Origin of the sequence: Methylorubrum thiocyanatum (assembly GCA_014138645.1) — a bacterium.
GTDB lineage: Bacteria > Pseudomonadota > Alphaproteobacteria > Rhizobiales > Beijerinckiaceae > Methylobacterium > Methylobacterium thiocyanatum.
Genome location: JACJIB010000016.1, coordinates 25801 through 38033 on the forward strand (window position 1 = coordinate 25801; position 12233 = coordinate 38033).

Below are 12233 nucleotides of genomic sequence, written 5' to 3' on the forward strand. Positions count from 1 at the left end.
GAGAGCGTCCGCCGCGCGCCGAAGCGCCGCCCGCGGAACATTCCCCTGCGGTCGCAAGCTACCTGAGGGGGACCGGGCGCGGTTTCGGCGCCCTGTCGGCGGAGTGTGGAGCAGCGCGGCGTGAACAATCGCGACGTCATCGTCATCGGCGGATCGTCCGGCGCCACGGCTCCGCTCAAGACGATCCTCGGGACCCTGCCGCGGGATCTGCCCGCGGCCGTGTTCATCGTGCTGCACATTCCCGCGCGCAGCCTCGGCCTGCTCGCCACCGTCACCGCCGCGGCGGCCCACCTCCCGGTGCTCCCGGCAGCGGACGGCATGGCGATCCAGGCGGGCACCATCTATCTCGGCGTCCCCGATCACCACCTCATCCTGGAGGAGGGGCGGATCCGGCTCGGGCGCGGCCCCCGCGAGAACATGGCCCGGCCCTCGATCGATCCGCTGTTCCGCTCCGCCGCCGCCAGCTACGGCCCGCGGGTGATCGGCGTGCTCCTGAGCGGGCTGCTCAACGACGGCGTGTCCGGCCTCGGAGCGATCAAGAGCTGCGGCGGTCTCACCCTCGTGCAGGATCCGGCGGAGGCGATCGCGGACGAGATGCCGCGCAGCGCCCTCTCGGCGATGGAGGTCGATCTCACCCTGTCCGCGGCGCGCATCGGCGACGTCCTCTCGGAACTCGTGCGCGACGCCCCCGGCCCGCGCCCGCCCGTGCCGCCGGAGATCCGGCTCGAAGTCGACATCGCCGCGGGCGAGCGGATCGACGGCGATGTGGTGCGGCGCCTCGGCGACCCCAGCGCCCTGTCCTGCCCGCATTGCGGCGGCGTCCTCTCCGAGGTGCGGGACGGCAAGCCGCTCCGCTTCCGCTGCCAGGTCGGCCATGCCTACACCGCCGAGGCGGTGGCCAAGCAGCAGGAGGGGGCCATCGACGAGGCCCTGCGCGTGGCCCTGCGCATCATCGAGGAGCGGGCCGAACTCGTTCGCCGCATGGCCGAGGACGGGCGCAAGGCCGGACGTTCGGCGGTCAGCGAGATGTACGAGGAGCGCGCGGCCGAGTACCGCCGCTACGGCGAGGTGATCCGCCGGGCCGTTCTTCACGCCCTGCCGTCACCGGAGCCGTCCCCCGAGCCGTCCTCCGAGCCGTCCTCCGAGCCTTCGCGCAGCGAGGGCGGGCAGGAGGTTTAGCGCGCATGCGCTCCCGCAACCCGCCCCATGACCGCCCGCCTCGTCCCGCCCGCGTCCCCGTCCGCGCCGCGGCGGAGCGCCGTGCGCGCTTCGGCAAACCGTTCCTCGAAGTATTTATAACTGGCCAGCGCGCTCCGCGTCGTCCTACAGGCTGGATCGGAGCGCGCATACGGGCGAACTGCGGCTGGAGGCGGTGATGGTGAGGTCCTCCGAGGAGGCCGGCCCTGAAGACGGCAAGCCGATCGTCGTCGCCCTGTGTGCGTCGGCCGCGAACACGCGCTCGCTCGTTCATCTTCTTCAGGAGCTTCCGCCCCGGCCCGACACGGCCATCATCGTCGTGCTGCAGCACCGGGAAACGCTCGATGCGGCCGATTTCGGGAAAGCCCTCGAAGCCGCCGGCCACGAACTGAGCGTCATCGCGCAGGACATGCTGCTCGCTCCCGGCCGGCTCTACCTGCCCGACTCGAACGTCATCGTCAGCGTCGAAGGCGATCACTTCCGGGTTCGTCCCGCCGAGCAGCGGTTCGGCGAACGGGGAACGATCGACAGCTTCCTCGTCTCGCTGCTGGGCGAGATGGACGGACGCACCATCTCCGTCGTCCTCGCCGGAACCGGCTCCGACGGCACCCTCGGCTTCAAGGCCGTGAAGGAGATGGGCGGCATCGCGCTGGCCGAGGAGACGGAGGAGTCGCGCTCGGGCGAACTCGCCGCGAGCAACATCCCCGCCGCGCTGGCGGATGCGGTGCTGCCGATCGACCAACTGGCCGGGCGGATCGGGGCGAGCATCCGCCAGCTCCGTTCGAAGACGGTGGCGGACCCGCGCCTCGAGGGAGCCGCCTCCTCGGCGGTGCGGGCGACGATCACCTCGGTGCTGCGCAACAAGACCGGCCACGACTTCCACGGCTACAAGGAAGGCACGTTCATGCGCCGCGTCCAGCGGCGGATGCAGGTCGCGCAGATCGACGACAGCGCCGCCTATGTCGAGTATCTGCGCGCGCAGCCGGGGGAGGCGCAGGAACTCTTCAACGACCTTCTGATCGGCGTGACGCAGTTCTTCCGCGATACGAAGGAGTTCGAGCTTCTCGAACATACCGTCATCCCGAAGCTGTTCGAGGGGAAGACCCGCAGCGACCAGCTCAGGATCTGGATCATCGGCTGCTCGACCGGCGAGGAGGCCTACTCCTTCGGCATCCTGCTGCGCGAGTACATGGCGACCCTGGAGGAGGTGCCGCAGGTCCAGATCTTCGCGACCGATCTCGACGGCCGGGCGCTCGCGGCGGCGCGGGCGGCGCGCTACGCGGAATCGGTCGTGCGCGACGTCAGCCCCGAGCGGCTGGCGCGCTGGTTCGTGCGGGAGGGCAACACCTACTGCATCGTCAAGGAAGTGCGGGAGATGTGCATCTTCTCGCAGCACAGCATCATCAAGGACCCGCCCTTTTCCCGCCTCGACCTCATCTCCTGCCGCAACCTGCTGATCTATCTCGATGCCGAGCTGCAGAGCCGCGTCATCCCCGTCTTCCATTTCGCCCTGAAGCCGGAGGGTGTGCTGTTCCTCGGCAATTCCGAGAACGTCTCGCGGCACACCAACCTGTTCGCCCCGATCGAGCCGCGCTCGCGCATCTTCCGCCGCCTGGAGACGCACAGCCGGATCCTGCCCGACTTCCCCTTCGCCGTGGCCTCGCCGCGGCTCGAGAACCGCCCGGCGGCGAGCCTGCCCGCGCGCGTCGTCGAGCCGTCGCTGGCCCGGCGGGCCGAGCGGTTCGTGGAACGCTACACGCCGGCCTACGTGATCGTGGACGAGACCTACACGGTGCTGCACTTCTCCGGCCGGACCGGGCGCTACATCGATCCGGCCGGCGGCGCGGCCTCGCTCAACCTGCTGCAGCTGGTGCATCCGGACCTGCGCCTCGACCTGCGCTCGGCGCTCGTGCGCGCGGCCGAGGAGGAGCGGACGGTCCACCTCGCCAACCGGCGCATCGAGCAGGAGAGCGAAGACCATCTGGTCGATCTCGTGGTCGAGCCGGTGAAGGAGACGTCCACGCCCACGCGCAACTTCTTCGTGCTGTTCAAGGACGGAGGGTCCGCCGCCGCCGACCCGAGCGCGACCTTGGCCTCGTCCCAGGATCAGCGCGACCGCATCCAGCAGCTCGAAACCGAATTGCGGGAGAACAAGGACCGGCTCCAGGCCGTCGCCGAGGAGGCGGAGAGCACGAACGAGGAGCTGAAGGCCTCCAACGAGGAATACCAGTCGCTGAACGAGGAACTGCAATCGGCCAACGAGGAATTGCAGACCTCGAAGGAGGAGCTGCAATCGGTCAACGAGGAGCTCACCACCGTCAACGGCGAACTCGGCCTGCGCGTGCAGGAGCTCGGCCGCATCAACAGCGACCTCAAGAACTTCCTCGAAAGCACGCAGATCGCCACCGTCTTCCTCGACAACGACCTGCGCGTCATGCGCTTCACCCCGGCCTCGGCGGAGCTGTTCCACCTCGTCGAATCGGATGCCGGCCGGCCGCTCGCCCACATCAAGTCGCGCATCGCCTACGACGAGCTGCAGGAGGACGCCCGCCGCGTCCTGCGCACGCTGAACAGCTCCGAGCGCGAGATCGAGAACCCGCAGACCGGTACGCGCTACATGGTGCGCGTGCTGCCCTATCGCAGCGTCGACAACTTCATCGCCGGCGTCGTCATCACCTTCGTCGACATCACCGCGCGCAAGCAGGCCGAGGCGGCCCTGCGCGAGAGCGAGGAGCGCTTCCGCCAGTTCGCGGACGCCTCCGCCGACGTCCTCTGGATCCGGAACGCGCGGACGCTGGAATTCGAGTATGTGGGGCCGGCCTTCGAGGCGCTGTACGGCGCCGCCCTCGGCAGCTTCGGACGGGATCATCTGCGATCCTGGCTGAAGCTCATCTCACCCAAGGATCGCAAGGCGGTCATCGACAGCTTCCGCCGGGTGCGGGCGGGGGCGCGGGTGTCCCAGACCTTCCGCATCCGCCGGCCGAGCGACGGCGAGGAGCTGTGGCTCGCCAATGCCAGCTTCCCGCTGTTCGACGACAGGGGGCAGGTGCATCGCATCGGCGGCATCGCCTCCGACGTCACGGAGGCCAAGCGGGCCGCCGAGCGCCAGGACGTGCTCGTCAAGGAGCTGCAGCACCGCTCGCGCAACCTCCTCGGCGTGGTCACCTCGCTCGCGACCCGCACCGTCGGGCAGGGGGCGCCGGTCGAGAGCTTCACCACGCGGCTGAACGCCCTCGGGCGCGCCCAGGCTCTTCTGAGCCGATCGGGCAACGACACCGTCGAGGTCAGCGCCCTCGTTCATGCGGAACTGGCGGCCTATACCTCCGCCGCGGCCCAGCGCATCAAGATCTCGGGCCCGCGGGTGCTGCTGACCTCGGAGCAGGTCCAGAACTTCGCCCTGGCCCTGCACGAACTGACCACCAACGCGGTCAAGTACGGCGCGCTGAAGGACGAGACTGGGTCGCTCTCCGTGACCTGGGAGCGCGTGACGAACAGCGGCCAGGGCAAGCGCATGGCGTTGAACTGGATCGAGAGCGGCGTCAGCATCGCGCCGCATTTCCTGAGCCGGCGCGGCTACGGGCGCGGGCTGATCGAGAATGCGCTCGCCTATGCCCTGCAGGGCCGGACCGAATACGTTCTCGGCCTCGACGGCCTGCGCTGCCGGATCGAGCTGCCGTTGAAGTAGGACCGATCGGCGATTCCGCCCTGTCGCCGGTCGCCTCCCGCGGGGCCTCAGGGGCGCTCGGTATAACCTGGGAAAATTCACGGCGGCGGCGATGGGGTTAGGCTCCCTCGAACGTCACGTCGCCGGAGCTCCCATGACCGCGCTGCCCCCCTCGGAATCCGTCCCGCCGGCCCACCCCCGGGACCGCCCTCTGTCGGGCCGCCGCATCCTCGTGGTCGAGGACGAGTACCTCATCGCCATCGAGATCGAGCGCTGGCTGCAGGAGGCGGGCGCCGAGGTCGCCGGCCCCGTGCCGGACGCCGAGCGGGCGCTGGCGCTGATCGAGACGGAGGCGCTCGACGCGGCCGTGCTCGACGTCCATCTCAACGGGGAGCCGGCCTACGTCATCGCCGACCGCCTCACCGCGTGCGGCGTGCCCTATCTCTTCGCCACCGGCGAGGTCCGGCTCGCGGAAGGCTCCGATTACCGCGCGCACGCCGTTCTCGGCAAACCCCTCCTCGACGACGAACTGCTGCGGGCCGTGAGCCGGCTCATCGCCCACTGAGCCTCCGGCTGAGTGCGAGGGAGGCCGCAAGAGGCCGCAAGAGGTTGCAGGAGGCCGCTTGTCTCGGCGCCGGGTTGCGAACACAGTGCCGGGCGGCCCGAGCGCCACCCGCGATGCCCTTGGAAGGCCCCTGATCCGGAGCCGAGCCCCTCGGGTGCGTTTGGGCGTTCCAGCAAGGGGGAAGCCTCATGACCGAACCGTGGGCGAGCGCGGCCCTTGCGCGGGTCGAAGAGACCGCGCAGCTGGCGGCCGAAATCCGCGCCATGGTGGCGCGCACCCGGCGCATCATCGAGACCTCGCACAAGATCCTCTCGGCGCACGACGTCCGGCCCCTTCCGGCGCGGGCCGCACGCGTTTCCCCGCCGCAAACGGCTGCGCCCGACGCGCTCTGCGCCAGCTTCGACGCCCTGCTCGAAGCGGCGCGCCAAGCCGAGCACGCGGATGATCCGGAGCTGTTCGCCCTCGTCGAGCGCGCGCTCCTCCATGCCGGGGACCGCATCGAGCAGACGGCCTCGATCCTCGCGCACCGCGTGCCGCCTGTGCAGTAGGATGGTGCGGTCGGATCAGGCCAGGCCGCGCGCGCGCCGCCACGCCTCGAATGCGCGCTGGCGTTCCTCGTAGGCGAGGCGAAGCGCCGTGTCGGGCTCGCCCCGCATCTCGGGCGGGGTCAGCGCCTCCTCGGGGACCGGCGCGCCGAGATGCTCGGCGATCGCGTAACGCCAGCAGGCATCGGCGAGGGCGAATGCGATATCCGTGCGAAGGCTGTCGTCGTCCATCCGGAGACTTCTCACGCGCCGCGCAGGCTCGCCGAGGCCGGATCGCGCGCTCGCCGGCAGCCCCCGGACGGCCCCATTGTAGCGTATCCGTACGGCCCACGCGAGACTCAGAAGCCGCTGCGCACACGCAGGTGGGTGTGGGATCGGTGGGAAACGTCCCCGTCCTCGTGCGAATGCGCGGACGTGTCCTGGGTGACGGGGATGAGATTGAGCGTGCCGTGCATGACGCCGCGTTCGAGGAACAGCGCCTCCGCATAGGACGACACGTCGCCCACGGGGCCACGCATCAGCGTCACGTCGATCGAGGTGGTGTGATCGAGCGGTATCGACAGGGACGCCACCGCCTGATCGTGACGGTCGAGCCGCCCCTGCGGCACGCGGGACGCGAGGTTCCGCACCGATTGATCGACCGTGTAGCTGACGATGCCGAAGCAGGGCGCGTCGGCCGGCGCTTCGGGGCGGGCGGACAGGCCGCGCCGCACCAGATCGCGGATGGCTTCGGAGCGGCTGCCCGCGCCCGTGCTGTCCATGTAGGCATCCAGCGCGCCGGCCAGCTCGTCATCGATGGTGATGGTGGTGCGCTGCATGGCGAGCCTCTCCCCCGATCCGCGGATGCCCGCGGGTCGCCCTGTCGAATGTCTTAGAGCGCATTCCGACGAAAGGGTCACCGGCTCGTCGAAAGAAGACACGGCGAAACAAGGACCTAGAGCCGTCGGCCTGATGCGGTCGGAGCGGATGCGGCGCTCGAACGACCTGCGGCGCCCTTGCGAATCTGTCGGGACGCAAGCGCGACCGAGGGGGGCGCCCGGCCCGGGCCGCCGGGTTTTGAACCGGCCTTCACGGCGATGGGTTGGCCAGGGCTCGGCGTTCGTCCGAGCGATGCCCTCGCCCCTTCCTCGGTCCGGATATTCCATGCCTGCCGCGATCGCCACGCACCGATTCCGCAAAGCCCGGACCCTGCCACGAGAGCCGGCGCCCGACAGCACGCTCGCCCTCCTGCGCGAAGGCTACGGCTTCATCCGGAACCGGTGCCGAGAGCACGGCTCCGACCTCTTCGCCGCGCGGCTCCTGCTGAGCCCGGTGATCTGCATGTCGGGGGCCGAGGCGGCGCGCCACTTCTACGACGGTCACCGCTTCACCCGCCGCCACGCCCTGCCGCCGACCTCCTTCGCGCTGATCCAGGACCACGGCAGCGTCATGGTCATGGATGGGGCGGCCCATCTCGCCCGCAAGGCGATGTTCCTCTCGCTCGTGGGCGAGGAGGCCCTCCAGCGGCTGGCCGGCCTGGCCGAGCGGCACTGGCGCGAGGCGGTGTCGGGCTGGGCGCAGAGGGACGCGATCGTGCTGCTCGACGAGGCGCACCGCGTGCTCACCGCCGCGGTCTGCGAGTGGGTCGGGCTGCCCCTCGGCCCGACCGAGGTGGACGTGCGTGCCCGTGAATTCGCCGCGATGATCGACGGCACCGGTGCGGTCGGACCCCGCAACTGGCGGGGCCATCTCTACCGCGCCCGCACGGAGCGCTGGGTGCGCAAGGTCATCGACGAGATCCGGAGCGGGCGCCGCGACGTGCCGCCGGGCGCGGCCCGGACCATCGCCGAGCACCGGGATGCCGATGGACAGCGCCTCGACCGGACGGTGGCGGGCGTCGAACTCATCAACGTGCTGAGGCCGACGGTGGCCAATGCGCGCTACATCGTCTTCGCGGCGATGGCCCTGCACGACCACCCGCACCAGCGCGCGGCCCTCGCCGATGGCGGCGAGGCGGCCGAGCGCTTCACCGACGAAGTGCGCCGGTTCTATCCCTTCATCCCCTTCATCGGCGGCCGGGTGCGGGCGCCGTTCCGCTTCGGCGGCCACGACTTCCGCGAGGGCGAGTGGGTGCTCATGGATCTCTACGGGACCAATCGCGACCCGCGCCTGTGGCACGAGCCGGAGCGGTTCGATCCCGATCGCTTCGCGCGCGAGACGATTGATCCGTTCAACATGGTTTCGCACGGGGCCGGCTCGGCGCGGGACGGCCACCGCTGCCCGGGCGAGGGCATCACGCGGATCCTCCTGCGAACGCTGTCGAGGCAGCTCGCCGCGACGCGCTACACCGTTCCGCCGCAGGATCTGACCCTCGACCTCGCTCACGTGCCGGCGCGTCCGCGATCGGGGTTCGTGATGCGCGCCGTCCACGCGCCCTGAGCGAAGACAGCCTCGCCGCTTGCCCGGATCGGCGCCCAGTCCGGCAAAGGGCCCCGGGCGAAAAAAGATCCCCAGTGAAGTGCGGGGAAAGCCGGCCTTCGCGAGGCCGGGGAGGAACCGCCCGCGCCCCATGCGGCGTTCCCGCAAGCCGACCCCCTAGAAGTCGCTCGACGGAACAGAGATGGCACGGTCCAGGACTGCGAAGCCCCGACAAGACCAGCGACAGGCCCACGGGGAGGAGGCCGTTGCCCCGTTGATCCCCACGGGCGCCCTCGCGATCGCCCTGCTCGGCTTCGCCCAGACCGCCCGGCCACTGATCCACGTGGCCCGCGACGGGCGCCGCCTTGAGGATGTCGCCGCCGTCCTGCGCGCCCTCGCGCCGGAGCGGACGGTGGCAGTCTATCCGGAATGGGATTGCCTGCCCTTCGACCGTGCCTCGCCCTCGCGCGGCGTCATGGGCGCCCGCACCGGCGTGCTGCGCTGGCTAACCGACGAACAGGCCCGGCCGGACATCGTGCTCACCACCGCCCCCGCTCTTCTGCAGCGCGTCCCCCCGCCGGAGACGTGGGACGCGGCCCATGTCGAGCTGCGTGTCGGCGAGGCCCTCGATCCGGAGCGGCTGACGGCCGAGCTGGGGCGGCTCGGCTACATCCTCGACGACCGGGTCGACGAGCCCGGCGAGGTCGCGGTCCGCGGGCGCACCATCGACGTTTTCCCGGCCGCCGCGCCGCTGCCCTGCCGGGTCGAGCACGACGGCACCCGCATCACCGCGATCCGTTCCTACGATCCGGTGTCGCAGCGCTCCCGGGTCGAGACCGATCGGCTGGTGATCGACCCCGCCACCGAGATCATCCTCGCGCCGGATTCGGGCGTCGCGCTCGAACCCTTCACCGGACAGGAGCACCGGCTCGCACGGTTCTATCCCAAACTCGTGACGGTCCTCGACTACGTGCCCCAGGCGCGGTTCGTGGTCGAGGACGGGATGGAGGAGCGCGCCGCCGCCTTCTTCGAGCAGATCGCCGAGGGAAGCGAGCAGGACGGCTCGAACACCGGGAACGGGCCGGATGAGCCCCGTCGGGCGTCGGCGGTGGACCTCTACCTCTCGCCCGACGAATGGACGGCGCTCGTCGACGCGCGCAGCCTCGCCGTGGCGACGGGCGCCGAGGCGGAGCGGGTCGCCGGGCCGGTCTTCGCCCGCGAGCGCCGCCCCGAGACGGGTTTCGCCAAGGCCCTGCGCGCGGCGCTCAAGGCGGGCGAGCGCGTGGTACTCGCCGGCCCCAAGGCGCCCCTGCGCCGCCTCGTGCGGGCGGCGGCCGCCATCGACGACCGGACCGTGCGCCTGATCGACGGCTGGGCCGAGGTCGAGGCGGCGGAGCCCGGCGCGATGCTGGCGCTCGAGGCGCCGGTCGAGGCGGGGTTCCGCGTGCCGGAGGCCGGCGCGACGGTGGTGGCCGCCGCCGACCTGTTCGGGGCCCTGGCCGCGGGCGCGCAGCGGCGGGCCGCGGTGCTGCCGATCGGCGAGGTCGAGCTGCGCGTCGGCGATGTCGCGATCGACCGCGATCACGGCCTGTGCGTCTTCGAGGGGCTGGAGGCGATCCGCGCCGGCGAGGAGGACGAGGAGGACGCCCTGCGCCTGCGGTTCGCCGACGAGGCCATCCTGATGGTTCCGGTGAGCCAGGCCGACCGGATCTGGCGCTACGGCTCGGAGGCCGAGGCCGTGACCCTCGACCGGCTCGACGGCGGCACCTGGGCCCGGCGGCGCCTGGAGGCGGAGGCGACGCTCGCCAAGGCCGCGCGGGCGATGCTGAAGGCGGCGCAGGAGCGCCGGAAGGCGCATGCGCCGCAGATCGTGCCGCCGGAGCGCGAGATGGAGCGCTTCGCCGCCGGCTTCGGCTTCCCGCTTACCGGCGATCAGGCCGGTGCGGTGGAGGAAACCCTGGGCGACCTCGCCCGCGAGGCGCCGATGGACCGGCTGGTCTGCGGCGATGTCGGCTTCGGCAAGACGGAGGTGGCGCTGCGTGCCGCCGCCGCGGCGCTCTTCGCCGGCCGGCAGGTCGCCGTCATGGCGCCGACCACGGTGCTGGTGCGCCAGCATGTCGAGACGTTTCGGCGGCGGTTTGCCCGTTTCGGCATCGAGGTGGCGCATCTCTCACGCCTCGTCTCCCCCGCCGAGGCCAAGCGGGTGAAGCGGGGGCTGGCCGACGGCAGCGTGCGCCTCGTGGTCGGCACCCAGGCGCTCGCTGGGCGCGGCGTCGCCTTCCACGATCTCGGGCTCGCCATCATCGACGAGGAGCAGCGCTTCGGGGCCAAGACCAAGGCGAGCCTGCGCAAGGCGGCGGGCGATGCCCACATCCTGACCTTGAGCGCGACGCCGATCCCGCGCACGCTCCAGGCGGCGATGGTCGGCCTGCAGAGCCTCAGCGTCATCGCCACGCCCCCGGCGGTGCGCCAGCCGATCCGTACGGTGATCGCCCCGTTCGAGGAGGCGACGCTGGCCGCGGCCCTGCGGCGCGAGCATCGCCGCGGCGGCCAGAGCTTCGTGGTCTGCCCGCGGATCGAGGACATCGCGCCGATGGCCAAGCGCCTGCGCAGCCTCGTGCCGGGGCTTACGGTCGTGATCGCGCACGGCGAGATGAAGCCGGCCGAGATGGACGACGCCATGGTCCGCTTCGCCGACGGCGACGGCGACGTGCTGCTCGCCACCAGCATCATCGAGAGCGGCCTCGACGTGCCGCGGGCCAACACCATGCTGGTCTGGGACGCGGAGCGGTTCGGCCTCGCGCAGCTGCACCAGTTGCGCGGCCGGGTCGGGCGCGGGCAGCGGCGCGGAGTGGTCTACCTGTTCGGGCATCCCGACAAGCCCCTCAGCCCCTCCACCGAGAAGCGGCTGCGCACGCTGGAGGCCCTCGACCGGCTCGGCGCGGGATTCGCCATCTCCGCCCGCGACCTCGACCTGCGCGGTGCGGGCGATCTCGTCGGCGACGACCAGTCGGGCCATGTCAAGCTCGTCGGCCTCGGCCTCTACCAGCACCTGCTGCAACTGGCGCTCCGCGCGGCCAAGGGCGAGGCGGCCGAGGATTGGAGCCCGGAGGTGCGGATCGGCCTGAACGGCCGCGTGCCCGCCGACTATATCCCGGAGCCCGAGATCCGCCTGAGCCTCTACACCCGCCTGCTGCGCCTGCGCACCGAGGCCGAGATCGACGCCCTGCGCGACGAGATCGAGGACCGGTTCGGGCCGCTTCCCGGTTCGGTGGAGGCGCTGTTCACGCTGGCCGCCCTGCGGATCGGATGCCTCGCTCTCGGCATCGCCCGCCTCAATGGCGGACCGCAGGGGATCGCGGCCGATTTCCATCCGGACCGGACCGCGCCGGTGATCCCGGTATCCGACGACATCACGGTGCGCGAGGGCCGCATCGTCCTGCGCCGGGGGGGCGAGGATCCGGTCGAGCGCGGACGTCAGGCCGCGGCGTTCCTGCGCCGGCTCGAAGAGGCGCGCGACCGGCGCGCCTGAGGGAGAGGCGAAACAGAAACCCTCCCGGTCTCGGGGACCGGGAGGGCGTGTCGATCGTGAGAACCGGCTTGCCGCCGCCTGAGTGTCTCTCACGAAACTCCCGCTGCGCCGCCGTGCCCAGAAGAGAAGGCGACGGGTGATCGGGAGTTTTGCGAGGCACTCTTAGCCCGGCGCGAGGCCGAGCAGGGTTCCGAGCGGGACGACGAGGGTGGCGCCGGCATAGAAGCCGTCCTTGGCCCGGCGCGCGGTGAAGGGGTTCCAGAACGAGTTCGGGTTGACCACGTACTGCACCACCGGCTCGATGATCACGCCCGCGCCGACGTCGAAATGCGC

At 71.3% G+C, this 12233-nt stretch carries 8 protein-coding genes and 1 pseudogene; 6 read left to right on the plus strand and 3 right to left on the minus strand.

Annotation, left to right across the window (positions count from 1 at the left end):
- The first annotated feature begins 120 nt into the window (after positions 1 to 120).
- From HNR51_RS26040 to HNR51_RS26055, 4 genes are all read left to right on the plus strand, one after another.
- Positions 121 to 1179, plus strand: a complete 1059-nt coding sequence (locus tag HNR51_RS26040; RefSeq protein WP_239681401.1) for a chemotaxis protein CheB — start codon at positions 121 to 123, stop codon at positions 1177 to 1179.
- 196 nt (positions 1180 to 1375) lie between these two features.
- Positions 1376 to 4882, plus strand: a complete 3507-nt coding sequence (locus HNR51_RS26045) for a CheR family methyltransferase (protein WP_182556894.1) — start codon at positions 1376 to 1378, stop codon at positions 4880 to 4882.
- Positions 4883 to 5015: 133 nt separating this feature from the next.
- Positions 5016 to 5426, plus strand: a complete 411-nt coding sequence (locus HNR51_RS26050; RefSeq protein WP_182556895.1) for a response regulator — start codon at positions 5016 to 5018, stop codon at positions 5424 to 5426.
- A gap of 188 nt (positions 5427 to 5614) precedes the next feature.
- Positions 5615 to 5974: a hypothetical protein gene (locus HNR51_RS26055; RefSeq protein ID WP_182556896.1), complete on the plus strand. Its 360-nt coding sequence runs from the start codon at positions 5615 to 5617 to the stop codon at positions 5972 to 5974.
- 15 nt (positions 5975 to 5989) lie between these two features.
- Here HNR51_RS26055 and HNR51_RS26060 read toward each other — a convergent pair whose 3' ends face one another.
- Positions 5990 to 6202: a hypothetical protein gene (locus tag HNR51_RS26060; RefSeq protein WP_012453214.1), complete on the minus strand. Its 213-nt coding sequence runs from the start codon at positions 6200 to 6202 to the stop codon at positions 5990 to 5992.
- Positions 6203 to 6309: 107 nt separating this feature from the next.
- Complete coding sequence (nikR, locus tag HNR51_RS26065; RefSeq protein WP_012453213.1) at positions 6310 to 6789, minus strand: nickel-responsive transcriptional regulator NikR; 480 nt, start codon at positions 6787 to 6789, stop codon at positions 6310 to 6312.
- Between the two features lie 325 nt (positions 6790 to 7114).
- On the opposite strand from nikR, the gene HNR51_RS26070 reads away from it, so the two are divergent.
- Positions 7115 to 8389, plus strand: coding sequence for a cytochrome P450 (locus HNR51_RS26070; protein WP_182556897.1), 1275 nt, complete (start codon positions 7115 to 7117; stop codon positions 8387 to 8389).
- Positions 8390 to 8570: 181 nt separating this feature from the next.
- Positions 8571 to 11900, plus strand: a complete 3330-nt coding sequence (locus HNR51_RS26075) for a helicase-related protein (protein ID WP_182556898.1) — start codon at positions 8571 to 8573, stop codon at positions 11898 to 11900.
- Positions 11901 to 12062: 162 nt separating this feature from the next.
- Here the strand turns inward: HNR51_RS26075 and HNR51_RS26870 are convergent.
- Positions 12063 to 12233: pseudogene (locus tag HNR51_RS26870) on the minus strand (carbohydrate porin); the annotation flags it as partial.

Coding starts and splice junctions, on each gene's coding strand:
- HNR51_RS26060 (WP_012453214.1), bottom strand. CDS start 6,202: ATGGACGACGACAGCCTTCGCACGGATATCGCATTCGCCCTCGCCGAT.
- HNR51_RS26075 (WP_182556898.1), top strand. CDS start 8,571: ATGGCACGGTCCAGGACTGCGAAGCCCCGACAAGACCAGCGACAGGCC.
- HNR51_RS26070 (WP_182556897.1), top strand. CDS start 7,115: ATGCCTGCCGCGATCGCCACGCACCGATTCCGCAAAGCCCGGACCCTG.
- nikR (WP_012453213.1), bottom strand. CDS start 6,789: ATGCAGCGCACCACCATCACCATCGATGACGAGCTGGCCGGCGCGCTG.
- HNR51_RS26055 (WP_182556896.1), top strand. CDS start 5,615: ATGACCGAACCGTGGGCGAGCGCGGCCCTTGCGCGGGTCGAAGAGACC.
- HNR51_RS26050 (WP_182556895.1), top strand. CDS start 5,016: ATGACCGCGCTGCCCCCCTCGGAATCCGTCCCGCCGGCCCACCCCCGG.
- HNR51_RS26045 (WP_182556894.1), top strand. CDS start 1,376: ATGGTGAGGTCCTCCGAGGAGGCCGGCCCTGAAGACGGCAAGCCGATC.